Source organism: Desulfosporosinus sp. SYSU MS00001 (assembly GCF_049943955.1).
Lineage (GTDB): Bacteria > Bacillota > Desulfitobacteriia > Desulfitobacteriales > Desulfitobacteriaceae > Desulfosporosinus.
Window position 1 is genome coordinate 1 of record NZ_JBNFTW010000005.1, and the last position, 25,199, is coordinate 25,199.

The 25,199-nt window shown below is 37.5% G+C and carries 21 protein-coding genes and 1 rRNA gene; 12 read left to right on the forward strand and 10 right to left on the reverse strand.

The window, feature by feature from the left end:
* Nucleotides 1–107 (forward strand): 16S ribosomal RNA (locus ACPUYX_RS10515); the annotation flags it as partial.
* Nucleotides 108–350: 243 nt separating this feature from the next.
* Here ACPUYX_RS10515 and ACPUYX_RS10520 read toward each other — a convergent pair.
* The 4 genes from ACPUYX_RS10520 to ACPUYX_RS10535 all read right to left on the reverse strand — a co-directional run bounded on the left by ACPUYX_RS10520 (nt 351) and on the right by ACPUYX_RS10535 (nt 2,181).
* Nucleotides 351–476 (reverse strand): hypothetical protein, encoded by a 126-nt coding sequence (locus tag ACPUYX_RS10520; protein WP_426379621.1) that lies wholly within the window; start codon nt 474–476, stop codon nt 351–353.
* Nucleotides 477–544: 68 nt separating this feature from the next.
* Nucleotides 545–685 carry a hypothetical protein gene (locus ACPUYX_RS10525; RefSeq protein ID WP_426379622.1) on the reverse strand — a complete coding sequence of 47 codons (141 nt, stop codon included), beginning with the start codon at nt 683–685 and terminating at the stop codon, nt 545–547.
* A 422-nt stretch (nt 686–1,107) separates the two neighbouring features.
* Nucleotides 1,108–1,485, reverse strand: coding sequence for a pyridoxamine 5'-phosphate oxidase family protein (locus ACPUYX_RS10530; RefSeq protein WP_426379623.1), 378 nt, complete (start codon nt 1,483–1,485; stop codon nt 1,108–1,110).
* 60 nt (nt 1,486–1,545) lie between these two features.
* Entirely contained in the window at nt 1,546–2,181 is a 636-nt protein-coding gene (locus ACPUYX_RS10535; protein ID WP_426379624.1) for an MBL fold metallo-hydrolase, read from the reverse strand.
* 293 nt (nt 2,182–2,474) lie between these two features.
* On the opposite strand from ACPUYX_RS10535, the gene ACPUYX_RS10540 reads away from it, so the two are divergent.
* From ACPUYX_RS10540 to ACPUYX_RS10550, 3 genes are all read left to right on the forward strand, one after another.
* Nucleotides 2,475–3,254, forward strand: coding sequence for an arylamine N-acetyltransferase family protein (locus tag ACPUYX_RS10540; RefSeq protein ID WP_426379625.1), 780 nt, complete (start codon nt 2,475–2,477; stop codon nt 3,252–3,254).
* A 235-nt stretch (nt 3,255–3,489) separates the two neighbouring features.
* Nucleotides 3,490–4,149: an ABC transporter ATP-binding protein gene (locus ACPUYX_RS10545; RefSeq protein WP_426379626.1), complete on the forward strand. Its 660-nt coding sequence runs from the start codon at nt 3,490–3,492 to the stop codon at nt 4,147–4,149.
* Complete coding sequence (locus tag ACPUYX_RS10550) at nt 4,133–4,915, forward strand: ABC transporter permease (RefSeq protein ID WP_426379627.1); 783 nt, start codon at nt 4,133–4,135, stop codon at nt 4,913–4,915. Before ACPUYX_RS10545 ends, ACPUYX_RS10550 begins: the two co-directional genes overlap by 17 nt.
* 250 nt (nt 4,916–5,165) lie before the next feature.
* Here the strand turns inward: ACPUYX_RS10550 and ACPUYX_RS10555 are convergent, their stop codons facing one another.
* From ACPUYX_RS10555 to ACPUYX_RS10570, 4 genes are all read right to left on the reverse strand, one after another.
* Nucleotides 5,166–5,555 carry a hypothetical protein gene (locus tag ACPUYX_RS10555; RefSeq protein WP_426379628.1) on the reverse strand — a complete coding sequence of 130 codons (390 nt, stop codon included), beginning with the start codon at nt 5,553–5,555 and terminating at the stop codon, nt 5,166–5,168.
* 196 nt (nt 5,556–5,751) lie between these two features.
* Nucleotides 5,752–6,954: an acyltransferase family protein gene (locus tag ACPUYX_RS10560; protein ID WP_426379629.1), complete on the reverse strand. Its 1,203-nt coding sequence runs from the start codon at nt 6,952–6,954 to the stop codon at nt 5,752–5,754.
* A 577-nt stretch (nt 6,955–7,531) separates the two neighbouring features.
* Nucleotides 7,532–7,693 (reverse strand): hypothetical protein, encoded by a 162-nt coding sequence (locus ACPUYX_RS10565; protein WP_426379630.1) that lies wholly within the window; start codon nt 7,691–7,693, stop codon nt 7,532–7,534.
* A gap of 42 nt (nt 7,694–7,735) precedes the next feature.
* The gene (locus ACPUYX_RS10570; protein ID WP_426379631.1) at nt 7,736–8,575 is read right to left on the reverse strand and encodes a hypothetical protein; all 840 of its coding nucleotides are present in this window, start codon (nt 8,573–8,575) and stop codon (nt 7,736–7,738) included.
* A gap of 706 nt (nt 8,576–9,281) precedes the next feature.
* Between ACPUYX_RS10570 and ACPUYX_RS10575 the strand changes: the two genes are divergently transcribed.
* From ACPUYX_RS10575 to ACPUYX_RS10595, 5 genes are all read left to right on the forward strand, one after another.
* Nucleotides 9,282–10,469: an MFS transporter gene (locus tag ACPUYX_RS10575; protein ID WP_426379632.1), complete on the forward strand. Its 1,188-nt coding sequence runs from the start codon at nt 9,282–9,284 to the stop codon at nt 10,467–10,469.
* An 877-nt stretch (nt 10,470–11,346) separates the two neighbouring features.
* The gene (locus ACPUYX_RS10580) at nt 11,347–13,110 is read left to right on the forward strand and encodes a SulP family inorganic anion transporter (protein ID WP_426379633.1); all 1,764 of its coding nucleotides are present in this window, start codon (nt 11,347–11,349) and stop codon (nt 13,108–13,110) included.
* A gap of 282 nt (nt 13,111–13,392) precedes the next feature.
* The gene (locus tag ACPUYX_RS10585; protein ID WP_426379634.1) at nt 13,393–14,868 is read left to right on the forward strand and encodes a putative sulfate exporter family transporter; all 1,476 of its coding nucleotides are present in this window, start codon (nt 13,393–13,395) and stop codon (nt 14,866–14,868) included.
* Between the two features lie 33 nt (nt 14,869–14,901).
* Nucleotides 14,902–15,069 (forward strand): hypothetical protein, encoded by a 168-nt coding sequence (locus tag ACPUYX_RS10590; protein ID WP_426379635.1) that lies wholly within the window; start codon nt 14,902–14,904, stop codon nt 15,067–15,069.
* Between the two features lie 514 nt (nt 15,070–15,583).
* On the forward strand, nt 15,584–17,293 hold the full coding sequence (locus ACPUYX_RS10595; RefSeq protein WP_426379636.1) for a putative bifunctional diguanylate cyclase/phosphodiesterase: 1,710 nt from the start codon (nt 15,584–15,586) through the stop codon (nt 17,291–17,293).
* 9 nt (nt 17,294–17,302) lie between these two features.
* Here ACPUYX_RS10595 and ACPUYX_RS10600 read toward each other — a convergent pair whose 3' ends face one another.
* Complete coding sequence (locus tag ACPUYX_RS10600) at nt 17,303–17,557, reverse strand: hypothetical protein (protein WP_426379637.1); 255 nt, start codon at nt 17,555–17,557, stop codon at nt 17,303–17,305.
* Between the two features lie 368 nt (nt 17,558–17,925).
* Here ACPUYX_RS10600 and ACPUYX_RS10605 point away from each other — a divergent pair, with 368 nt between their 5' ends.
* Both ACPUYX_RS10605 and ACPUYX_RS10610 read left to right on the forward strand, forming a co-directional pair.
* On the forward strand, nt 17,926–18,618 hold the full coding sequence (locus ACPUYX_RS10605) for an epoxyqueuosine reductase (protein ID WP_426379638.1): 693 nt from the start codon (nt 17,926–17,928) through the stop codon (nt 18,616–18,618).
* Between the two features lie 51 nt (nt 18,619–18,669).
* Complete coding sequence (locus tag ACPUYX_RS10610; RefSeq protein WP_426379639.1) at nt 18,670–19,836, forward strand: acyltransferase; 1,167 nt, start codon at nt 18,670–18,672, stop codon at nt 19,834–19,836.
* A gap of 132 nt (nt 19,837–19,968) precedes the next feature.
* On the opposite strand, the gene ACPUYX_RS10615 is transcribed toward ACPUYX_RS10610, so the two are convergent.
* On the reverse strand, nt 19,969–23,118 hold the full coding sequence (locus tag ACPUYX_RS10615) for an FAD-binding and (Fe-S)-binding domain-containing protein (protein ID WP_426379640.1): 3,150 nt from the start codon (nt 23,116–23,118) through the stop codon (nt 19,969–19,971).
* 348 nt (nt 23,119–23,466) lie between these two features.
* Here ACPUYX_RS10615 and ACPUYX_RS10620 point away from each other — a divergent pair, with 348 nt between their 5' ends.
* Nucleotides 23,467–25,197 carry a histidine kinase gene (locus ACPUYX_RS10620; RefSeq protein ID WP_426379641.1) on the forward strand — a complete coding sequence of 577 codons (1,731 nt, stop codon included), beginning with the start codon at nt 23,467–23,469 and terminating at the stop codon, nt 25,195–25,197.
* Nucleotides 25,198–25,199: the final 2 nt, after the last annotated feature.

The following is a 25,199-nucleotide window of genomic DNA, read 5'->3' on the forward strand; positions in this document are numbered from 1 at the left end:
GGTGAGGTAACCCGTAAGGGAGCTAGCCGTCGAAGGTGGGGCCGATAATTGGGGTGAAGTCGTAACAAGGTAGCCGTATCGGAAGGTGCGGCTGGATCACCTCCTTTCTAAGGAGAACGGTTTAAAGCTTCGGCTTTAAACGACCATCCTATGGGTCGATGCTCTTGTCAAGCGATTGACGAATCACGTTGGACGAGAGATCAAAACGAGTCGAAAGACTCAGCCGAGGGATCGGCAGCTCATTGGCAGAACTGTTGTTTAGTTTTGAGAGACCAAAGTAAAATATCATTTAATAAATGTAAAATTGTTCATCTTTAAAAGCAGAGGGGATTAGCCCCTCTGCTTAAATATTAATACCATCCGTAGGAATATGGGGAGTAAGCATAGGGGTACGCCGATGGGTAATAGCGAGGTCTAGCCATTGTTGCTCCTAAACCTAATCCCAGAGCAAAGGGAAGAAATCCGAAACCAAACATAAGATCAACTCCTTTTTATGGTTAATAAGGCTAACATCTTAGTCGATGATAGCCTTTTAATAGTATTTCTAGAAGATTACACCTAAAGCGATTAGAATCAGAATTGCAATTGCTATTATTCCTACACCCACGCCTGCGCTAAAACTATAAGCAGCGACAGGGGGATGACAACATGCTCCACTCATTCCGCCATAACCCATTCCGTACATTTTAACCCCTCCAATAAATTAGAATACGATTCCGAGTGCGATAAGAAGTAGTATAATTACAACAATGATAGCAATCCCAGCACCAAAACCTGTGCCATAAGCACCGGCAACACCTGTACCTAATGCCATTGATATTTCCTCCTCTACCATATCTGTTACATAATATGTAATAAATGGATACTTTGAAATTTGTCTTGCGAAGGAAAATTTAGTCGATAAAGTTACAGAGCATGGCTCCCTTATTGTCAGGAATTAAATTGCAATTGGTGATTTGAGGAATAGTTATTAAAGGGGCAGTTGCATGATGGATATTTATACGTTTTTATAAATAAAACCCTGCATATCAGTGATGATTTAACCACCATTTATGCAGGGTTATATTTAATAAGGAGCGCTTAAGTATTTTGCCAAGTTCGCATCATCTAAAGAGTTTGGTCGACAGATTCGATAGTTATTTCCAATACTGCCCTAACCCAGGGGAATTTAGTTTTCATCATCTCAAATTCCGAACCTTCTTTTACAAAACCGGCGGTTCCCTTAATTAAAAAGCCTGTTCCTTTATACATTTTGCCTTGCACTTCGCGATTAGCGATAGTAAGTTTAACCTTATTATTTCTGGCTATATTTTTCTCGGTTTCGTTCATTCCGCCAACCGGGATAAGAAATTTACTATCGGGTGTTATGTTAATGTAGCTGTTCCATGTGTTGACCACGTGGGGCTCATTTATCCCTTGAGTTACGATAGCGACTGCTCCATCGGAAGGGTGAGTTAGCACTTCTTTAAGCTTTTCAATAGGCATTTAGAGAACCTCCTTAAAATTAAGTATTAATCTAAGAAATATTGATGTTACAATTTTCTGTTATACTTTTAGACAGGGGCCGTGTCCGGTTGCCACAAAATTGGGATTTAATTGTTTTAATGTTTGTTGTAATTTCATACAGCGTTCCTGGTCAGGTACTTGTTCCTTACTGATATCGTCGATTTCCGTCTTCCAGTTGGATTCTAGAACAGCATCGCTTGCTTCCCCGAAGCGAAACATCAGGTCGCTGCTGAAAAAGATACCGCGTCTTTTTTCCAAGACCAACAGGCCCTCCCAAAGATGAATTTCAGAAGGGTAACAAAAGAACTCTAATTCGTAATTTTCCGTTGTCAGTTTCTCGCCAGGTTTTTTGGTAATACACTCTTTAGTAAGTCCGAATCCGGTTAGCTGACGGGCTGTCACTTCAGAGCATATTGCTATAGCTTTGGGAAAATGTTCGAGTAGATATGACAATCCGCCGCATTCATCTGCTTCAAAATGAGAAACAAAGATATAGTTTAGGTTATTATCCCCGAGAATGGTTTTCAGCTTAGGCACCAGTTGAGTTGCTTGTTGAACGTTGCCCGTATGAAACAAAATTGGCTCACTTGTAAATAGAAGATATTGGTGAAAAGTAAGGTTAATTGGCGGAATGTACGTGCTAAATTGGAGTAAATCTTGATAAATCATAGACACACTTATGACTCCTTTCTCTGTTATGGCTTAGTTTGAAGATAGTAATTCCCTAAAACCTCAAATTAATTAGGAAATTTACAAAACCGATATTCTTCAGTCAATCTCAATGTGTATGGTATCGAGACACTTTGTGTCTTAGCCTTGGTTGATAACATAATTTACAGCATTACAGGAACTTATGTTTTGAATTTATATTAATATGCGCTATTGCATTTCATAAGTGAAGAAATATATGAAATAACTCGACAAATCTTATGTTATAATAATGAACAAAGCAAAAGGGGGTGTGTTTTTTGACAAAAGATTTATATAATATTGATGCTTATTTAGAAAGAATTAAGTACGAGGGGAAAGTTGATGTATCCTATGAGACTCTCTATGCACTACACACGTCCCACACATTAAATGTGCCTTTCGAAAATCTTGATGTTTATAATAGGACGCCAATCTTGCTTGATCCGGGATCTCTGTATGAGAAAATTGTAAAGAATAAGAGAGGGGGCTATTGCTTTGAAATGAATGGCTTGTTCTCTTTTATTCTTAAAGAACTGGGCTTTAAGGTGACTGACCTATTGGCAAGAGGAACAACAGACGGGAAGACTTATTTTGCTAAATTACACCAAATGATGATGGTGGAAATCGATAATAAGAGATGGTTGGTGGATGTTGGTTATGGGAAAAATGGAATTACTGCACCTCTTTTATTGCAAGAAGGAGTAGACCAGCGGCAGTTTACCCACACTTACCGATTGCTTAAGGACCCAAAATTCGGTTTCGTATTGCAATACAAGGTTGAGGATAGATATCAATATTTATATGCTTTTACATTAGATGAATGTTACCCTATGGATTTTCAAATGTCTAACCATTTTACTGCAACTTATCCAGATTCATTGTTTTTAAAAATGAAATTTTGTACAATGCCTACAAAGGAAGGTAGAATTACATTAACCGATGACCATTTTAAGGTTATTGCAAACGGGAAGGTTTTCGAGCGACATATAGAAAATGATAGTGAGTTTAATGAACTGTTAAATAAACATTTCAAGCTTAATTTGAATTTGATTAAATAGAACAGGTACAATGTGAATTATTATAGTTACTGTCTACCTATGAGAGGATTTATTAGTAGATAAGGAAAAAGTGAAAGTTCAGCTGACAACAGGTCCAGTTGCACTTTCATCTACAATAAAATGTCGATAGGGAAATCCGTATATTAGGTTGTCACAGAAGCAAGTAAACACGAGTTAATTGAGTCTAGGAACTATCTGGCTGAGTTGGTCGTTGAGATTGGTGATGTAAAGGTTGATGACAATGTTTGAATTTTACGATGTAAAATACAAGGAGGTACTAGATCTTCCTAAGCTTGAAATAGAGCAGGAGGAAATTACTACTCTTGTAGGTGCAAGCGGCAGTGGAAAAACGACAATTTTAAGGATGCTAAATAAGTTAATTTCTCCCACTCAGGGCAGGATTATTTTTAATGGAACCGATTTGAGCCAGATAAATTCTGTTGCCCATCGTAGAACTGTTAGTATGCTTTCCCAAATCCCTGCTATATTTGAAGGGAGCATCAGAGATAACTTAAATGTAGGATTAAGATTTCAGGAAAGGGAATTACCAAGTGATAAAGAATTAAATCACATCTTAGAACAAGTGAAATTAAGCAAGTCTCTGGAAAGTTCTGCCGGCACCCTTTCAGGAGGAGAAAAACAAAGGCTTGCATTAGGTCGAATACTTCTCCTTAATTCGAAAGTGTATCTTCTTGACGAGCCATCATCAGCACTGGATGATGAAACTGAGGAAATGATTATTCAAATGCTGACTGAGCATGTAAAGAGAGAAAAGAAAACAATTGTAATGGTTACGCATTCGAAAGCAATTGCTGAGAAGTATTCCGACACTATCATCGAGATATCGAAAGGTAGATGCTTAACCCGGAGGTGCAACGATGAATGGCATAATTGATTTAACTGTTTTGCAGGTTGTGTTTGCATATCTTTTTGTAATTATTGTTCTTGTGATTATAAGAATACGAGGGATAAATAGAGAAAAAGAAATCGTAATTTCTTCATTTAGAATGACTTTACAGTTAATTTTGACCGGTTATGTTCTGGTGTATGTATTTCGCTATCCTAATCCGTTCATTACCGGAGGTATTATTATGTTGATGGAATCATTTTCGATCTACACTATTTTCAAAAAATTTAAAGGTAAATTATCCGCTTCGCTGAAGAAAGTTGTAGTAATCTCAATGAGTATAGGGACTTTATCTTGCCTTCTGTATTTTTTATTGGTAATAGTACGGATCACTCCTTGGTACAATCCGCAATATTTTGTGCCAATAGCTGGAATGCTCGTTGGCAATTCGATGACGGGAATATCTCTTGGGATTAGATCCCTAATTGAAGGGATGACAACACAAAAAGCATTGGTGGAAGAAGCATTAATACTTGGAGCAACACCTCAGGTTGCAACTAGAAACATAATTAACAGTACTTTTGATGCTGCTATTTTGCCAACAATTCAATCCATGGTAGGAATGGGAATAGTCTTCTTACCGGGGATGATGACAGGTCAAATCCTTTCCGGTACATCTCCGACAACTGCAATAGCTTACCAAATAGCGATAATGTTTGGAATCCTTGGTGCTGTGGCTCTTACTGTCATCATAATGTTACAGTTAGGTTACCGTACGTTCTTCAATAAGGAAGATCAATTATATGAAGTGTAGGTTATCATATCCTTCATCCAATTAAACACTGGATGAAGGATATTTTTTATATAATTTTTATATAAAGAGTAAGTAAAATAAAGGTGATAGTACCATAAAAAGAGAATATTATTTATGTAATAGAGTTTTGATAATGGAGTAAATCTCCAAAATCACCTTTGAAGTCGCCTAATATTGTAGGAGATTATCAGAGGGTATTTTGTTGATTCCAAAGTTCGCGAACAAAGCTCATTTGAAACTTGGATAGTTCTCAAAGAATTAGTGAAACAAATTTCACATGAGGTATTGGGGGTATCGAATTGGTACTAAATTTTACATTTGCTCTCTTGACAATTGGCTTAGCAACGATATTTAATACTAGAGGATTAGTGGATGGCCCACCGCCAACAGTCTTGAATTTCATCTTAACAATACTTTTCTTAGTACTATGGTTCTTGTTCGGTATTTTTAGAGGGCGGGAAAGGAAAAAGAGCTTTTTAATATTTGCAATCATATTTTGGGCTGTAGCATTAGGAACAACTTTTATTGTCATGCACATAGGGCCCAATCCTTTAGTGATGGTTAATTTTGCAATTATGGCTCCTGTAAACGGATTTATGTTTTTGAAATTTATGAGGAGCCAATTATTTTTTGCGACCATGTTTTTACCTTTAATAGTTACTTGCCTTGGTTATATAGTCGGGCTAAAGATAATCTCCCCCCAAAATAAGCTCTAGATTTTTACAGAAGAAGAAAAGAATAATGATTAGGAAATGTCATCGGCCATATCAATTTTAATCGGGTAGGAGGCTAACTATTATTTTGTAAGCATCCTACCCAATTATTTTGGTATGCACCTATAAATGGGACCCCATTGTATAGTACTTTCTTCCTGCTTTTAAGTTTTTCAAATTTAGATTCTTTAAAAAGTGTCTTGACAAAAGAAGTGGCATTGAAATTACTGCTAATTTATATTTCACTGTGCGGGCGGTTTTTGCAGTTCTAGGTAACGGTATATCTCTTGAAGGAGTTTGTTGAAAAGTTAGAGAATCTTGATAAGGACTTAATGATAAGCGCAGTAGTTTAAAGTTAGGCAGTTTTCCTTTAAATAAAATTTGAGTTATGATTGATTTACTAATTATAAAATTAAATGCTAGGGATACAAATAATCCGCATAATGTATAACCTATCCATCCAGCTGAGGGAAAAATTTTTAGTGTTAAGTTTCCTATAGGTCTATGCATATACATAATAACTAATGAGTTTACACCGCAATAATTCAAAAAACTTCTAAGACGTCCTTTAACTAAATTATTGCTTAAAGCTATTATAAAGATAGTAAAACATAGAGGAATTATTAAATCCCAAACAATTGATTTATAGTAAGAATCCTTCATATTCATGTAGAAATATATTCTACAGGCGAAGTTTATAAAAATTAACAATAGGCAAGCGGCTCCGCTAATAAACATAGCGGATTTTGTAACTAAATATCTTATTATAGTTTTAGCATAAAAACCTATAGCGTAATATGCTAAAGCCAAAGGAACAACATCTATATCCAATGGTAACCAATATTGCTTATTTATATCAACAATGGAATTAGGTATAACCATTATTGAATATATATGGACAGCAATATATCCTAGAGAGATGATTGATATTACATAAGGTGTTTTAAAGTTATTGCGCAATTTACTGAATAGAAATTTGCTTATTAACAATACGGGAATAAACCAAAATACGCCCCATACTGCCTTTCCACCATAAATATAGTAGATAAATGAAGATAAAAATTTTCCTATCGAAGCAGTTCCTGGATACATTAAAAAGTTAAATAATATATCTACTGCAGAGAAACTAAAATACGGTATATAAAACTTCAAGAATTGCTTGCGAAAATCAATTCTATCTCGATATAGTAATCCGCTGATTATAAAAAAGGCAGGCATGTGGAACCAATACATATACTGTGCATAAGGCCAAGGGCTATGGGTTAATATGACAGATATTATCAATAGACCTTTTGCAATATCTAAATATTCCATTCTCTTATCCATATATACCCCTTATTATTTGTATTTTCTTAATCAAATCGATTTTTATATTCGATTTGGTGCATGATGAAGTGAATAACCTTAAAAATCACTACTTGATCCTTGCTTAATATGCTGATTTCAAAGAATATTTCTAAATAATTTTAGCTAGTTTGGCATAACATGTTCCTCCTTCAGAATTTACTAAAAGAATAATACTTGTAACTGAAAATAAACTTAAAGAGAGCTGAAACTTTAATGAAAAAGTTAATTCCAGATTTAGACATGCTGCCCAATACTATAAAACAGAGAGCGATTTTTTTGAAAATACAAAAGATGAACATTATTCGTCAAAACTTGCAATAACAAAAAAGGATAACAAAAAGCGTCAGAACAATTCGTTCCGACGCTTCTGGATTCCATTCACTAAATTACTTGAATTTTCCTATGCCAATATTTATATGGCAAGATTCCACAACCGAAGAATTATCTTTCAAGAATATTTGAAAGATCTTATGATCGGTTGTTTTCATGAAGACGGTGACATATGCTATTATAGTTTTCCCAAGTATACTTCATCAATCAAAGCAGTCAGGGATGACTACCATAAAAGGTGTTGATCTGGATTTTCAACAACCTGTTTTAGTGCAGTAATTATATAGACAATAATGATAAAGACCGTAATCGAAAGTAAAGGAGAAAAATAAGCAAAAGGTTGGGCTCCCATAGTCGTACCATGAGCCCACAAATCCCATAGTGACATAAAAATCTCTCCTTCACAAAGGTTATTGAAATAATCTTAGGGTTATTGATTAAACTGGTTTTGGTTATCCCTTATAAGCTGCTCACATTTAGCTTGCTCAAATTTATAAATTGCACCATTCAAAAATAGTCCGAATGATAGAATCATAACAGCAATCTGTAATGGAAAAGGTGTATACAGGTCGAGAAATCGTATAAGACTGACGACATTATCATTGGGCTCCAGGGACTGCTTTATACTCAATTCTACATGGCGAAAGTCAATGGTAAGAAAACCTATAGATGTATGATGATCGTAAACAGGAAAGTAAATGGACATTCTTGGAGTAAGGCTAAAGGGGTTAAGTTGACCACGCTGAGAGCAACGAGATTCAGTGGCCAATTCTTCTCTAATGACCTTTTCTAACTCAATCGGTTCATACGAAAGATTGCTGGCGGCCATATCCATTTTCCTTTGCCTTTGCCCGTTTTGTCCGCCAATTACCTCAAAGACTCTAAAAGCAGCATCTATAATAACAAAAGCAAGGGAGGCATAGGTAGTCAATAGGGTAAGGGAATACGGCAGTCTCATTTCAATTATTTTAAAGAGCAAATATATTGTTTCGTTAGGCTCCATTTGTTGACGCCAAAAAATTTGTACGATTCGAAGATCGCGTATAGCTAATCCAATGGCGCAGTAAGGACGGACAAAAAACCAAAACATTACGGTATCAGTACAAAGTCTAAATGGATTTAATTTACCAGCAAACCATTTTCGTCCTTGGTCCAGCAATAATGAGTAATACTTTTGAAAAATTATTGGGTTTTTACACAATATCCCTCTAAAATATGGGCTAAATCTTCCCAAATATTGTTCGAGAATTAGATTGTTTTCTGGAGGCATAAATCTTCACTCCAACTAAAACTGCTCAATTATTCGTTCCCCTGCTTTTTCAATAGCTCCTTCGGAATAGCCAACAGTATTCAGAATGAGCCAAGTCCAAAAAAGCGAATTTATGATTGCAATAAAGGTAGGGACTGGTAACCATATGCCCCAGAATTTTGTGTTTCTTTGAGTGGAAGAAGTATTGTTCCAAGCATTCTCTATCCTATTTGAATTCATAAACATTTAAAATGTCCTCATAAAGGTGAGATACTATCGAATTGATTCATAGTTTCGGAAAATAACAGCGCCCAGGATCATTGAGACAATAAAGGAACCTACTAGCCATACTATCCAATAGCTTTGAATTAACCAAAATTCGCAATTATTCCATATCACAAGGGCCTCCCCCCAAACTACTATATTGTATTCCATAATATAGTATCTGTGTTTATTTAAGGAAACTGATCGCATGATTAAGGAGAACCGGGGGATTCGAAACATAGTGAACGCTATTTCCTAAGGAATAGTGACCATCAAACGAATTGAAAGTGAGGCCTCAAAGAGAAACCCCTAATATAGGGATGTAAAATGAGACAAAGTGAGGGATGCATTTATTCGGGTAGTTTTGTTTTACCGAATAGCGCTTCATTTTAGCAGGATATAACGGCTGCGTGCAGAATGCTAATTGACCGATAATTGTTGACTAGAGGAGATGTAGTATTTATTGAACTGGAAACGTACACTTATAATTTTATGGGTTACCAATTTTCTAGTAACGGCTGGTATGAGTTTAGTGATTCCGTTCCTTCCATTATATATTGAAAAGCTCGGAGTACATCAATTACAGGATATCGAGCGCTGGTCAGGGTTGGTCTTCTCAGCTCAGTTTGTAACCTCTGTAATTTGTCAACCTATTTGGGGAAGATTTGCCGATAAGCACGGACGTAAAATCATGCTATTACGTGCTGGCCTTGGTATGGGAGTCGTAACAGCATTAATGGGCGCAGTTGTGAATGTATGGCAATTGCTTTTCCTCCGATTATTCAATGGAATCTTTTCTGGATTCATCTCCATGTCTGTTTCATTGCAAGCCTCAATAACACCTAATGAGAATTCTGGTCAGGCACTTGGCATGCTCCAAACTGGAGCAATTGCAGGAAATCTTATCGGTCCTTTAATCGGCGGTGTACTAGCAGAAACTATTGGTTTTCGTTCTGTATTCTTTTTAACGGGTGGATTTCTTATAGCAGCCGGTATTATTGTTTTGATATTTGTACACGAAAACCATCAGCCAAGAATGCACACAAATACTAATCAAAAAAGTGCTTTAATACAATTAAAATCACTTTTACCGGTCTTTATAGCCTCGACATTCACGCAAGTTGGTATGATGAGTATCGAGCCAATCGTTTCTATCTATGCCGAAACATTATATTCAGGGGCGCATTTGGCCTTAATAGCTGGTTTAGTTGTAGCAATGAGCGGTATTGCAAATCTAATTGGTGCACCTACTTTAGGAAGATTGGGTGACAATATCGGTCAACGAAAGGTTTTAATCATTGCGTTATGTTCAGCAGCATGTATGTATTTTCCCCAAGCCTTGGCTACTAATATTGGTGTTTTGCTTATAGGTCGATTCCTATTAGGATTATTTATCGGAGGTATGATACCGTCGTTAAATGTACTGGTTAAAAAGAAAGCGCCTCAAGAACTTCAGGCAACTGCGTTCGGGTTCAATTCGGCTTCCACATTCTTAGGTAATCTAATAGGCCCACTTGTCGGAAGTACAGTAGCAGCCACTTATGGTATTAAAAATGTTTTTTATGTTACGATGGTGATTCTATTGGTAAATGCAGTGATGATCTATTTCAATCGAAATTTAGATGTTCAACCTAGAACAGTTACCGGATAAATTAACTGGAAACTTGTTCTTGATCCTTTCCTATTCGATCGAGTGAGTTGCGATTCTGTAAGTCGTTGAAATAGCCTTTTGGCGTTTTCAGTATGGATTTAGTTTGTAACTGGATACCTTACGATTTATGAGTGCGTCCCCAGTGGCGAGTTGTAGACTCTCTGCTGTGGGGCGTTGCTTTATACTTTCATTTGTTTAAATTGCTGTAATTAGAATAGCTTTTTACAAACACTTGGCTTCTGAAGGATCATTGATTATAAATCAAAAAATGCTTAGAGAGGTTAGTTAATTAATTAAGCAAAATGATACCTAAATTCAACATAATATTAATTAGAAAGCAATTCTATTGTGATATTCTTCGGTTAAAAACCAGTTTTGTAAGAAAGATTGAGCTAAAAATTATAGTCTATAGGAAATTATTAAATTTTAGGTGTGACTTATTTACCTAAACATAAAACCATATTAAATATTTATGACTCTAGTTATAAATATTTCACTAAAAACAAATTGTTATGAATAACATTGTATTTATTTCAAAAACAAATAACTTGAATCAAATTTTCATTTAAGAATATTTATAAAACTCTTAGATAATGGTATTTGACATTAATAAATGCGATTACGATAATATTGTCTTGTTATGGACATTATCGAAACTCAATGATAATCTTTAATTGTGAGAATAAGTACATAAAAGGAGGCTTAAATTCAAAAAAGTTACAATGTTTAGAAAGACCCTTAAAGGGATGCTAAGAAATTTGACTGGAAAATTTGGAAGGGAGGATTTTAGTAAAGATCGTCATCCACATTAATTGGAGTTTAGGCGAGCACAATTATTGTGTTTGTCAAATTTCGTTGATTTAAAGGTGGTATTCATATGTACCTTACAAAAATTAATTATTTCTCCTTTATTGAGAGTATCAAGAGTTATAATATTGAAAATCTTCGCAAGGATTTTATGGCAGCTTTGACTGGGGTAGTCGTAGCAATTCCTCAATGCATGGCCTACGCCTTGATTGCAGGGCTAAACCCGGTTTATGGTCTTTATACAGCGATTGTATCCGCAATTTTCGGTGCAACGTTTGGAAGTTCTAAACATCTAATAACTGGGCCAACTAATTCATCGGCCTTACTGGTAGCGAGTGTCATGAAAAACTATATGGGGCTCGACAATGCCTATCAAATGGTTTTCCTTTTGACATTTTTAGTGGGTACTTTAAAGATGCTTTTTGGGGTTTTAAAACTTGGCAGATTAATTAGTTATGTTTCCCACTCAGTAATTATTGGTTTTACAACAGGGGCAGGTTGTTTAATAGCTCTCGGACAACTTAGTACTCTTCTAAGTATTCCTGTTAAAAATTCAGCTCAAATGGCGACGACAGAAAAATTGTATTATGTATTAACCCATCTGCAACAAACAAATTTATATGCTCTTGGAATGGGTTTAATAACGATAATTGTTATAGTAGTTTGCAAAAAAATTAATAAGAATCTACCTGGTGCCCTCATTGGGATTATTATTCCAATTATTTTCATCGTTATTTTTTCGTTAGATAAACTTGGAGTCCAACTTACTGGAAATATACCTACTTCCTTACCTCCGTTTAAAATGGTTAACTTTGATCTCAGCTTTATTCAGAATAATATTAGCGGAGCTTTATCTATTGCCATCATTGGTTGTGTTGAAGCAATTTCTAGTGCTAAATCAATTGCCACATTATCACGCCAAAAGATCGATCCTAACCAAGAGTTTATAGGTCAAGGGATTGCAAACGTAGCTTCTTCATTTTTTCAAGGATTCCCGGGGTCTGGTTCTTTTACTAGAACAGCTCTCAATTATCATAGCGGTGCCGTTTCAAGACTTGCTGGTGTTCTCCAAGGCGGAATAATGGCTATTGTTCTCCTGTTTTTCGCTCCTTTTGCCAAATACATTCCTACAGCTTGTTTAGCCGGCGTTATGATGGTCACAGCTTATAATCTTGTAAATAAAGATGAGATTAAGAAGGTCGTAAGTCTTGGTAAATTAAAGTCAGATTCTTTAGCGATGTGGGTAACCTGTTTTGCAACCATCTTATTACCTAACCTTTCCTATGCAATCTATACTGGTATTGCACTTACAATTATGCTTCATTTAAAAGACACCAATAAAGCACCCATAAGAATTTTTATTCCTTTGGAAGCAGAAGACCCTAAAATTGTCGAAAAAGAAGTTGAGGTTGTAAGAGATAACGTTGAAATTCTAATTGTTGAATTAGAGGGTAACCTTTATTTTGGATTGGCGGATAACCTCGAACAAAAGCTTGTTAGTTTGATTAATAAATCAAAGGTATTTATTTTAAGGATGAAGCATGTATGTAACATTGACGTAACCGCACTAAATGCCCTCAAAGTTTTCACTCGATCGGTTAAAGAAGCTGGGGGGAGCGTCATTGTTTGTGGTTTAAATTCTGATCTTGATTCCATTCTCGTTAGTTCGAATTTTGATTTCGATATTGATTCTAACAATAAATTCCTGTCTGAAAATGAAACGTTTGCATTTTCGTCTAAGGATCTGGAAAGAGCCAGGGACGTTTTAAAATGTGATTCGGAAAATAAATCATCAAAATCCTGTGAATTATTGGCTAGCTCCTTTCAATTTTAGTCTTATGGTTCACAAATTTATATATAAAGTGATAAAGGAATTACTTAAGGCCTGTAGGTAGAAGCTATAGGTCTTTTTTTATTGCACCCAGTAATGAGTGAAAAATTGGCAATAAATGAAAATGTGTTCTACTGTCTATCTAGACCAATAGAATATTATAGAAATGATCTTTATTTTAATAAACGGTTATAAAAGTATTTTATGATCGCGTAAATGAAAGGAGGTAAGGAAAACCAAACGTATTTCCATCAAATACTTAAGTTTAAGTTTAGGAGGGAAAAAATGAACCAAGAAAACACTTTGACTAAGTCTTCGCTGTTGAAGACCGAGGACTGGTGGGCTGTGTGGCTGGGAGGATTGGTATTTTTCCTCGGCTTAGGTCAACTCTTTGGAGGCGATTTGTTAGGCTGGGCTGTTAAAACGAATGTCTGGCTCAGCATAACTAAATCAATGGCACCCCTATCCAAAACATATGCGTTTTTGCCTGGATGGGCTTCCTTGTTGCTGACATTTCTTTTCTTTCTGGTTACAACTTCTATCGGAGCCGCGTGTATGGGTTGGAACTTAAAACGATTTGTCGTGGGATTTACTATTATTTTCGCATTGGCCTACGGCTCTTTTATTCTTGGAAGTTATGGTTACCTTGCGGCGACCAAAGACCAATACGCAAAGCTAAATATTAATTGGTCAGTGGGACTTACCCCAGAAGGGGGGTTTATAATCGCACTTATAGTTGGTCTTTTAATCGGTAATTTTTGGACAGGATTAGCTAAATTTCTTGAAGAAGCAGCACGACCTGAGTTATATATCAAAACTGGAATTGTTATTTTAGGAGCAACCTTGGGAATTAAAGCTCTTGGTTCTGTCAATCTAGCCTCCACAGTGATTATTCGGGGGCTCTGCGCTATTGTTGAAGCATACCTCATCTACTGGCCTGTCGTTTATTTCATTTCTCGGAAATGGTTTAAAATGACACCAGAATGGGCTGCTCCCCTTGCGTCCGGTATTTCTATCTGCGGTGTTGCAGCAGCTATCGCTACTGGCGGGGCAATTAGATCCCGACCTCAGATCCCAATTATTCTCTCTTCAGTAATCATCGTTTTCGTGGCTGTTGAACTTTTGTTTTTACCTTGGCTTGCCCAAAGTATTTTGTATAATCAACCGATGGTTGCTGGATCTTGGATGGGCCTGGCTGTCAAAAGCGATGGTGGCGCAGTCGCCAGCGGTGCAATCACAGAAGGGTTAATCAGAGCTAAAGCACTGGCCGTAAACGGAGTAAAGTGGGAACCAGGCTGGATCCTGACGGTTACGACAGTTACCAAAGTTTTTATTGACATCTTTATAGGGATTTGGGCCTTTATCCTTGCCGTGGTCTGGTCAGTTTTTGGGATTAACAAAAAAGGTCAAGAAAAAGGTTCCAAGGTAACAAAAGGAGAAATATGGGAACGTTTCCCGAAATTTGTGCTTGGTTATGCTGCTACTTTTCTAATCCTTCTTTTGATAGGTTTGGCAGCTCCACACTTAACCAAAGCTGCTACAGCTGCAGCTGATCAGGCTAATGGTCTGAGAGGAATTTATTTTACACTTACCTTTTTCTCAATCGGTTTAATCACTAATGTACGCAAGCTATGGGCCGAAGGCATGGGCAGAATCGTGACGGTATATGCTGTTTGTCTATTTGGCTTTATCCTTTGGGTTGGACTCTTAATATCCTGGATTTTTTACCATGGAATCATGCCGCCAATTGTAACAGGCTAGAATTCATTATCCTAATAGGGAGGTGCAATATTAATGGCAGAAGTCGGCTCAAATATTGGACAACAGCCAAATGCGAAGACAGAAATGCAGGCGGAGGAATGGTTTGACTTGCTACCAATTGAAAAAAAGCTTATCGGATATTCACTAGGCCTGGGAATTTTTTTGCTGATTGTTTTCGTTTTAGGGTTTAAAGTACTTTAGAGTTTTTTTCAGCAAGAGATCGATCCAATTGGTAAGGGTCTAAATTGTGCCCGTCAATTAATTTCTCAAATTGAGAAGGAGAAAATCTCAAAAGAAGAATCTCAAGAGAAGAATGAAAGCATCTAATTCTGTTGTATGAATATAATACTATGAAAATTAAGGAAAAGGACTGAATTTGGAATTCGGTCCTTTCCTTATCGCCTTGATAGTTTTTTTAAAATAATTATACGTGTTTAATTAATACCAGCATAATAAATTATATTTCGATAGTTTAGACATTTGCCAGCTTGAAATAAATATTTAATTATTGTAAAGGATTGATCTTAGTTGCGTCGAATAAACAACAATATCGAACTAATAGATTCTTTATTTTAGGGATAAATGTAAGAAAATGTAATCATATTAATTAGCTGTTTGCCAGATAAGGCTAAATTAACAAATACTTAGAAACACTAATTTAAAAATAAATGATTTAGGACTTTTGTTACATTAATTAGCAGGAAGTAGTGAAAATATGTTTTTAAAAGGATCTCGAGTTCACTGGTCACATTGGGTTGTTATTTTTATTTGTTTCCTTATACCTGTAGTAACAGACTATATGCAACTCGTTCCCGGTGACTTGATGTGGATGCTCTACATAATACCCGCGATAATCTTGGCTTACTATTATGGCTTAAAAGGTGGGTTTATTACAGCTCTTTTTAGTGTAAGTATTCAGCTTACGTATAAATTGTCAGAGAGGTATTTCAATATTATGGGACTCAACGATGGTAATAACGGTATTGTTTTAGTAACGTTATCTCTGGGTTTATTCGCTACGGCGGTTGGAATGGGGATATTGGCGGATCGTCTAAAATTAAAACACAACGAATTGGAAATCGCATTAAACACCATGAAATCGATGGCATATCATGATGAATTGAGTAGTCTTCCGAATCGACGTAAGTTCATTGATAAATTATCAGAGTTAATTAACGATAATCCTTATCCAACGATGATTGCAATTATGTTTATAGATCTTGATCGCTTTAAGATGGTCAATGATACTTTCGGACATGCAGCTGGTGACTTATTGATCATAGAAGTAGCCAAACAGTTAGCAAAGTGTGTTAGAGATGAAAGTCTAGTGGCGAGAATGGGTGGCGATGAATTTACTATTTTGATCGATAAGGTGACGTCTGTAGACGAGGTAGAAGAGATTGCCCAAACTATTATTGAATGCTTTGAAAAGCCCCTTAATATCCAGGGAAGGGAAATCCAAGTCAATCTTAGTATTGGTATTGTCCTTTACCCACATAATGGCCTGAGTATGGAAGTTTTGCTGGAACATGCAGACGCAGCTATGTACTTAGCTAAGCAAAGAGAAGGAAGTCACTATCGATTTTACTCCAAAGAGATCGATACAAGGATTTTTCGTAAGCTGGAAATAAAAAATCAGTTAGAGTTTGCTCTCGGACGAGACGAATTTACGTTAAGTTATCAACCTCAGGTTATTGCAAAGACGCAGCAAATTGTTGGCGTCGAGGCATTAATTCGCTGGAAAAATAATAAGCTCGGTTTGATAACACCAACAGAGTTTATTCCTATAGCCGAAGAAGCGGGTATGATTATACCCATTGGCGAATGGGTGCTGGAAACGGCATGTCGAGATGCTAAGTCATGGTTTAACAAGGGGTTACCACAGCTGAGATTATCAGTTAATATTTCACCGATTCAATTAATTCACGATCAATTTGAAGAGATGGTAAATCGTGTCTTGAAGCAGACTGGCTTCCCCCAGGAGAATCTTGAATTAGAGATCACAGAAAATGTTGGTTTGTATGGACTTGATAAATCAGTAGCCACGTTACAACGACTTCGGGCCATGGGGATTGGCTTGGCTATTGATGATTTCGGTACAGGATATTCTTCTTTGAGCTATCTTGTCGATTTACCAATCGATACTATCAAAATTGATCGCGTGTTTGTCCAAAACCTTAATACAAATTCAAAATTAATGACGTTAGCAGAAGCGATTATTAAAATTTCTAAGGTTATGAATTTCCAAACTATTGGAGAAGGCGTGGAGACCTTGGAAGAATTAAAAGGACTGGATACTCTTGAGTGTGATCAAATTCAGGGTTACTTTTTTAGTAAGCCAGTTTCAACCGAGATCATGATGGAACTCCTTAAAAATGGTATTAGTGTCGAAACTGACCTGAAAAGTGAGGGTATTGGAGCTTAAAGTTTAAGATTAATTAAGCTCTGATGTTATTTCGGTTGCTTCAAATGCCTGATTAATTGTGTCAAGTATCTCTTGTTTTGCAAGCTCGAAAGAATCAAAATAGCCAAGAGGCTTTTCTAAAGATGTGTCAATCCAAGCTAAGAATCCATATTCTGTGAGTGTTACCAGCCAAGAGCTAGTGTCCTTAAACACCACTCGGCTTGATGTTTGCATTTCATGATAAGTACTGAAGCCATTTTTATGAGCAAATTGCTTTCTAGTCATTAGTCTTCCTCACTTTAGTATATTTTAGAATAGATATTAATGAAGAGGGATTCGACATATTTCGATAGATTCCTCTTCGTTAATATCGATATTTAGGTAATTTTGTGGTTCTATGCCTAATATTAAAGTTTTTTGTCTTCAAGTTCTTTAAAAATATAATGCTTATTAAAAGCTAACTAACATGATGTAGGTAACTATAATTCAATTGAACTACCACTCTATAGTTGCAATAATTGTCCAGTAAACAGCCTTAACTAAGTAGCAGAAGGAAAAAACGTTCGTAAATGTTAGCTTCTAGAGCGATGGATTTAATCGCTGTTTATAGATAAACGTAAAATTATTTCTCAAGTAAGGAAGGAGAACAGTACATGAGTTTGAAGGAAGAAATTAAAACAAGCGCCTTAAACCTAGGAGCTGATCTTGTAGGAGTGGCTTCTGTAGAACGTTTTGACGGAGCACCGTCGGGTTTTCATCCAACCGACATTATGCCGGAAACGAAATCAGTCGTGGTTATAGCTAAAAAGATCTCCGACCAACTTGTAAGCGGAAATCTTGGTACGGCATATACCAATACCTTCCAAGCGATACTCAGAAGGTTAGATTACATCGCAAGTGACGTAGCAGTTTTTGTGGAGAAATTGGGCGGTAAGGCGATACCTATACCGGCTGACGATCCTTATAATTATTGGGATGAAGAAAATCATCGGGGGATGGGGGATTTGTCCCATAAACATGCTGCTCAGGCGGCAGGCTTGGGTATCCTGGGGAAAAACTCTCTTCTTATTACTCCGCAATACGGAAACAGGGTCCATTTGGTTTCCGTGCTCACGGATTTGGATTTAGAGTCTGACCCACTCATCCAGAAGGAATTGTGTCCCCAAAGTTGTCGACTATGTCTTGATGCCTGTCCCGCTAGTGCTATAAAAGAAGAGCAAAAAGTTATTCAAAAGCTTTGTCGGAGTATTGTCGGAAAGACTCTGCCCAAAGGGTATTGGGTGTATGCCTGCTGGGAATGCAGGAGAGTTTGTCCAGTAGGGAAAAACAGACAGCAAACTATATAGAATAAGAACAGCCGCTATTTAGGCTTATGTTTTGATGAAAAGTGGTTAGACATGCCGAAAGAACATATTAAAGAATTAGACGTACTAAGAATGATTGGCTTTGTATTCGTCGTGGCCCAGCACGTTTTTGGAGCATATGCCTGGCGGGAAGGGGCAGCTTTTTCTGAATCACTAATTCTAAATTTATTTTATGTTATTGCTCAACCCGCTGTACCAATGTTTGTTTTGGTTACTGCGATCAGTCTATTCTATAATCATACTGAAAGAATAAATATACTAACGTTTTATAAAAAGCGCATACTTTATATTTTTTTGCCTTATGTAATCTGGTCAATCGTAAATATTATGGATGCTAAATTGTATGGGCAGGCTTCTTTTGACAATTTCATCGGGCAATTGGCTGCCGGAACCGGAAGGTATCATCTATGGTATATGTCGATGATTTTAAGAATTTATTTATTCTTTCCCTTAATATTGTGGTTGTCCAAGCATATACAAAAATTACCCAAATTTTATAAAGTGGCTTTCTTATTGATTTGTTTTGTGTTATATATAATTCTTCTAAAAAACAATAGGGTTACTTTATTAATTGGAAAAAGATTATTTGATACACCAACATATAATGAACAAATGTTTATAGATCGAACTCCCTTATTATGGTCAATTTATTTCGTAGTTGGAGCCTATATCATTTTTGGGTATTCTCATTTACTAGCATTGCTTCAACGTTATCGAAAACTTATATTACTCACTTATATTCCGTTGTTGCTCTATATTTATTACATTCAAATAAACCCTCATTTTTCCGGACATAAATATATAACGATCGGATATCTGTACTGTTTTCTTAAAGTTTCATATATGATTTTGTCAATTTTGATGTTGTACAGTTTAGCATCTTACGTCATTAGCCAAAAACCAAAGCTTTATCGTCTATTTAAAGAAACTTCTCCGTATTCTTATTCGGCTTATTTAGCTCATGTTATTGTACTTCAAGCTGTAGCAATGGAATTAGACAAGGTATATCCCATAAAAAGTTTCCTGGTATTAAGCCTACTAATTTATATATTAACTATTATTTTAACTGTAAAGTTGGTTCAACTATTAAGTCTGTTTCCATTTTCAAAATATTTTCTTGGTACAAGCTATAACTATTACCGGAGTATCTTTACGAAAGGGATGAAGTCTTCTTCGAGGAATACCCCCGGTACGTATTAAGGGGCCGATGCATAATGAATATCTATTCGTTTATATAAATAAAACCCTGCATATCAGTGGAGGATTTAAACCACTATTTATGCAGGATTTTGTTTAATGGGCGGCGTTTATGCATTTGCTACAGCCCTAATATTATTTTGCAGCAGCGTTCTGTTTGCCCTGCGTTTCGCTGGTTACAGCAGTTTCACTAATAGCTAGGACTGTCGAGGATATTTTACCGCTTCTGATATATTCAAGCATCATGGGAGTAATATACGGAACTAGTAGCGGCAACATGTTAGGCATTAAGGCATCCATCGTTTTTGGCAGCAGATCAGGCATTAATTCTTCCATATCATCAGGCAGTGGACCGATGCGGCGCGAAACTTCAGCCAGCATATCCGGCATGATCTTAGGCATGATTCCTGGAACCAGTTTAGGCATCAGCAAAGGCATCATTTTTCCCATTAAGGTTAAGCCGCCAGGGATAAACTTCATTATCTTCATCATCGGTACCATACCGCCAGGCATGTTGGCAAACATTTGCGGGAATAGAGCCCCCATGATTTTTGCCATGTTTTTGGGATCCATCAAAAGAATAAATTTCTCAAAGTAACTCCACATTTCCAGAGAGAATTCTGTTTTATCTTCTGTTTCAAATCCTAAACCTTGGGCAATAAAGCGTGCTAAATCTGTTATCGGAATATCGAAGTTATTGGCTTTAGCTGCTGTTCTCAATTGAACCTGACAGCAAGGGCAAAGGGCAAGCAAGGCATCTGCCTTAACATCAATGGCTTCCTGAATTCTCATACCCCCGAGTTTTGGAGCGACAGGTGTTTCGCCAATTAGAGTCAGTACAGAACCGCAACATAAACCGGTTTCGCGGTTATGCTCCATTTCGACTAATTCTACGCCCGGGATAGCGGCGATAAGTTCGCGAGGCGGTTCATAAATTCCTTGGGCACGCCCTGCATGACAAGAGTCATGGAAGGCAATTTTAGCGTTTATTTCGTGGTCAAACTTCAAATCTCCTTTGGCTAAGGCCTCAGCGGCAATTTCTGTATAGTGCTTGACTTTAAAAGGATAGTCAATTCCCTTTCTCCGAGCCAAGTCGGCGTAAAGTTCTTTCCAAACTAAGCCACATGCTGGGCAAGAGGTAACGATTGTTTTAGCACCGCGTTTTTTCGCTTCGTTAACGTTGTGCTCGAAAATCTCTTCAAAGACATCCCATTTACCGGCTACCTTCATAGGTATACCGCAGCAAGCCTCATCAGTGCCCAGATAGGTAAAATCGATACCGGCTTTATCCAGAATACGCACAGTCGATACCGCAACATCACTGTTGACTAAAGATGCCGTACAGCCGGCAAAGTACATAACCTCGGCTTTTTCCTTAATCTTTGGCTTAATGTCCTCTGGGAGCCAGTCAGCTCTTTTCTCCTGCTTGCCGGCCCATATATTTTTTTCTCCGCGCAGGGATGCAGCCATCATTTCAAAGGGCGGGAAGGTCATTCGCTTTTCTTCACGAACTAACTGCCCCCGCATGGTCATCCAGTTATGCTCTACGGGGATATTTAGTTGACAACGGGTATTACAGACTTCACAAGTGGTACAAAGGAGAAACTTATTGACCATTTCTTGGTCGAATTTCTCTCGGCCTGCAATAACCTCTCTTAAATAGGCATATTTGCCCCGAGGAGAATGGGACTCCCAGCCGCGGCCCATAAATTGTTCACAAGTTGAAACACAATAACCGCAACGGGCGCAAGCAGTGGCAAAGAAGGCTACACTTCCTGGAACGCCATTTTTTTCTTTGGTTCTTTCAGAGAGATCGCCCGTTGGAGCTGTAGCCGCATTAGCAATCGGCCGAATAAGTGGTTCAAATAACGAAGCCAAATTCATAATATAATTTATGAGGCCTGAGCCTATCACCTTATTGGGGTTCAACAAATTATGGGGATCGACTTTTGCCTTATAGGCAGTCAGTTTTTGATAACGCTCAGTACCTAAAACACTCTTAGCTTCACCTTTAAAATACAAACCGGTCGAATAGGCCGTACCCGCGTATTTCTTGGCAATATTAATAACAGAAATGGCCAGAGCATAAGCCGGGTTGAAGGCTAAGGAACGTTCATCATGAGGAATAAATCCTAAAATAGTAACTTTATCATCTTTGCCGACCATACCTTCGGCAACAAAAGGCTGTTTTATTTTCTTTTCAATATCGTTTAAAACGGCTGTTAAGTTTTTAGTGGGCACAATAACTTCAGTTGTAATAATGGAAGGACCAATCCGTTTTAAGCGCATGGGGGCAAAACGCAAATCCCATTCGTGTTCAGCAGCTTCTGACGCTAGTTCTTTCCCTTTATTAGCCTCAATAATTTTCATTAATGGAATATTGATGTCTGAACAGCGTGACTCAGGATAAGCAAGGACCATGACAAAAGCTTCCGGAAGCTGCGGCTTTACATGAGGATTAGCTTCTTCATAGGGATGACCATGTTTATGCGGAAGTTTTTTCTTCAAGCGCATGGATTCCGGGTTGAGGAAAGTGATGGACCAAATGGGTAATTTATTATAGGAGATGGCCTTTAAAGCAGCGCCTAAGGATTGAGAATCCTTGAACGCAAAAGCCCGGTGTATCTCTTTCTGCAATTCTCGGACTTTGAGGGTCACTTCACTAATAATTCCAGTAATTCCTTCGGCATCCGCAATATAATCCGCCAATTCCTGGCCGCTGAATTCCTTAATTTCACCGGAAGGCAGAACAACCCTGGCAGCCAAAACATTTTCTTTAAACTGTCCGTACTCATAGGATCCAAATCCAGAACCGCCTTGGGCCAGCCAGCCTCCAACGGTTGAAGCGGGGAGGGAGGTGGGATAAAGCCGCAAATCCAAATTACTTTTGTTAATTTGTTTTTGCAGTTGTTCCCAAATGATCCCCGGCTGAACGCGAACTATTTGTTGACTGAAATCTTCAGCGATAACCTTATTCATGCCGCTCAAGTCTACAACAACAGCTCCCTCCGCTGGTAAAGCACCCCCATAACCGGAGGTGGACGAACCTCTGGGAACAAGTTGAATATTCTCTTGCTGGGAAAGCTGAACCAACTGTACGATTTCCTCTTCACTCATTGGCCGCACGACTGCACCAGCAATGCCAACGGGGACAAAAGGCTTAATCAGAAAAGGAAGGGCCCCCACATCATACGAATAGAGTTTCCTTTCGATTCGATCAACCCGTACCCTTTCGCCAAAAATTTCTTGGAGTCGGGCAGTAACTTTTTCACTAACCACTGACATACTCTCACTCCTCGTTTGTTGTTCGGTGATTGTTGCTGGGATTGATGGCGGAATTGTGAACATTTTAACCCATACCCCCATATGGGTGGGGGGTATTAAAAGAATACTCGAAAACTATCCGCAGGTCAATAGAAATTTGTTGGAATTACAATTATTTTGTCGAAATTAGAACATATAATGAATCTGTTATTGTTTGTATCCTTAGCTCAGAAGAATACAAGCTTCATAAAGATGGCATCTTTTAAGAGGAATTATCATAAACATGTGGAATATTTAAACTCGAAAAAGGAAGATAGTATGTATAGCGTGTCCAAGAAGAAATTATCCTAAGGGAGAATCATAAAGTTTATGATAAATTTACGAAATAAGTCGAAGTTCACAACTACAAGTATAATATTAATTATGCTTGGCTTAGTATTATTGTCGATAATTTCCTATCGTCAATATAATCAAGTCAGTGAAAGTGAACTGATGCATACAATGTCAGATCACACAGCACAATCGGCCGGTTATATAAATACTTGGCTGGAAGGACGTTTAGGAGAAGTACGGGAAACTGCAGAAAGTCCGCTTCTTGGGCAGGTGTTAAAATTAAATCCGCAGCTAGACCTTACTCGAAACGACGAATCCATTCACTTGATTGATGAACTTAACCATTCTCGCTGGCACTATGTTTCTGGGGCGTACCCCAATGAATATGCCGCCCTACATATTGTTAACTTCTTACAGACTAATGAGTGGAAGGATCCCAAGAATTACAAAAAACTCCAGGCCAGATATTATAACGTTAAAGACGGAACGAATAAAACGGATCCCTGGGCAGAAGGAGCAGCGGTTGAAGCCGGAATGAGGTATTCACAAGCGGCAGGTGTTTATGACACGATATTTAAACCTGTTTATTCTCAGGCTTATAAGCGAAATATGGTGCTTATGGTAGCCTGGCGTAAAGATAACAGGGGAAACGTTTTAGCAGGGGATGCAGCAAGTTTAACTATTGAGACGATACAGCAAATCGCACAGCAGGCTGGTTACGGGAAAAAGGGATACGGCTTTTTATTAGCACAAGATGGCACATTTATTACCCATCCAAATCCTTCATGGGCTATGCAGAAAAAAACATCTACTGTTTCGGACAGAAACATGCAGCAACTTGGTAGACTTGTTTCAAGTACTTCTAAGTCCGGGATATTTCGATTCATAGACAACGGTGAGAAAAAAATTGCTTTTTATAATTCAATTCCAATTGCCGGATGGACATTAGTCACGGTTGCAGATGAAAATGAATTGTTCGCATCCGCTAATGAGTTACATGTTTTAATGCTTGTTATCATATCAAGTATCATATTAGTTACTTTTATGTTTGCTTACATTGTGTTCTTATTGTTGAATCTTAAGCAGAGTAATGCGGCTAGAGAAGCGTTGGAGGATCGTAATAAGGAATTAATTGCCACAAAGGAGACGGAACGAAAAATATTGCAAGCCGAAATCTCGGTACTTCAAGCCCAAATCCAACCTCACTTTTTGTATAATACCCTCAATTCAATTACGGCACTTTGTCGGACAGATTCCCTCAAAGCAGCAGAACTATTAGAGGAATTAAGCGATTATTTACAAGGAAAATTCCGGCTTAATAATATGGAACTCATTCCCTTAGATCAAGAACTGGAGTTGGTTAAATCGTATCTGGCTATAGAGCAGGTACGTTTTGGCAAACGGCTGGAAGTTGAATATCATGTCGAGCCTAATACTAATCCCCTTATTCCACCGCTTATTCTTCAGCCTTTAGTAGAAAATGCCGTTAAACATGGTGTTTATCCACAAAGGCAAGGCGGAATCGTTCGTATTTCCATTAAAAATGTCGATCAAATTACGGTGATTAGTGTAACCGATGATGGGGTTGGTATGGCCCCAGAAAAAGTTAAACGCCTATTAAATGATAAGGGCGCTCAAGAATTGGGAGTTGGTCTCCGGAATATACAGAAGAGGTTGCAAAAACATTATGGTTATGGCCTAGAGGTTGAAAGCATCATAAATGGAGGAACAACTATTAAAGTTAAAATACCTAACTCGGAGAGGTGACC

Excerpts from the sequence above, each read along its gene's own strand:
- ACPUYX_RS10520 (WP_426379621.1), bottom strand. The coding sequence starts at position 476 with ATGTTTGGTTTCGGATTTCTTCCCTTTGCTCTGGGATTAGGTTTAGGA.
- ACPUYX_RS10525 (WP_426379622.1), bottom strand. The coding sequence starts at position 685 with ATGTACGGAATGGGTTATGGCGGAATGAGTGGAGCATGTTGTCATCCC.
- ACPUYX_RS10530 (WP_426379623.1), bottom strand. The coding sequence starts at position 1,485 with ATGCCTATTGAAAAGCTTAAAGAAGTGCTAACTCACCCTTCCGATGGA.
- ACPUYX_RS10545 (WP_426379626.1), top strand. The coding sequence starts at position 3,490 with ATGACAATGTTTGAATTTTACGATGTAAAATACAAGGAGGTACTAGAT.
- ACPUYX_RS10550 (WP_426379627.1), top strand. The coding sequence starts at position 4,133 with ATGAATGGCATAATTGATTTAACTGTTTTGCAGGTTGTGTTTGCATAT.
- ACPUYX_RS10555 (WP_426379628.1), bottom strand. The coding sequence starts at position 5,555 with ATGGTCGCAAAAAATAATTGGCTCCTCATAAATTTCAAAAACATAAAT.
- ACPUYX_RS10560 (WP_426379629.1), bottom strand. The coding sequence starts at position 6,954 with ATGGATAAGAGAATGGAATATTTAGATATTGCAAAAGGTCTATTGATA.
- ACPUYX_RS10565 (WP_426379630.1), bottom strand. The coding sequence starts at position 7,693 with ATGTCACTATGGGATTTGTGGGCTCATGGTACGACTATGGGAGCCCAA.
- ACPUYX_RS10570 (WP_426379631.1), bottom strand. The coding sequence starts at position 8,575 with ATGCCTCCAGAAAACAATCTAATTCTCGAACAATATTTGGGAAGATTT.
- ACPUYX_RS10580 (WP_426379633.1), top strand. The coding sequence starts at position 11,347 with ATGTACCTTACAAAAATTAATTATTTCTCCTTTATTGAGAGTATCAAG.
- ACPUYX_RS10585 (WP_426379634.1), top strand. The coding sequence starts at position 13,393 with ATGAACCAAGAAAACACTTTGACTAAGTCTTCGCTGTTGAAGACCGAG.
- ACPUYX_RS10590 (WP_426379635.1), top strand. The coding sequence starts at position 14,902 with ATGGCAGAAGTCGGCTCAAATATTGGACAACAGCCAAATGCGAAGACA.
- ACPUYX_RS10595 (WP_426379636.1), top strand. The coding sequence starts at position 15,584 with ATGTTTTTAAAAGGATCTCGAGTTCACTGGTCACATTGGGTTGTTATT.
- ACPUYX_RS10600 (WP_426379637.1), bottom strand. The coding sequence starts at position 17,557 with ATGACTAGAAAGCAATTTGCTCATAAAAATGGCTTCAGTACTTATCAT.
- ACPUYX_RS10605 (WP_426379638.1), top strand. The coding sequence starts at position 17,926 with ATGAGTTTGAAGGAAGAAATTAAAACAAGCGCCTTAAACCTAGGAGCT.
- ACPUYX_RS10610 (WP_426379639.1), top strand. The coding sequence starts at position 18,670 with ATGCCGAAAGAACATATTAAAGAATTAGACGTACTAAGAATGATTGGC.
- ACPUYX_RS10615 (WP_426379640.1), bottom strand. The coding sequence starts at position 23,118 with ATGTCAGTGGTTAGTGAAAAAGTTACTGCCCGACTCCAAGAAATTTTT.
- ACPUYX_RS10620 (WP_426379641.1), top strand. The coding sequence starts at position 23,467 with ATGATAAATTTACGAAATAAGTCGAAGTTCACAACTACAAGTATAATA.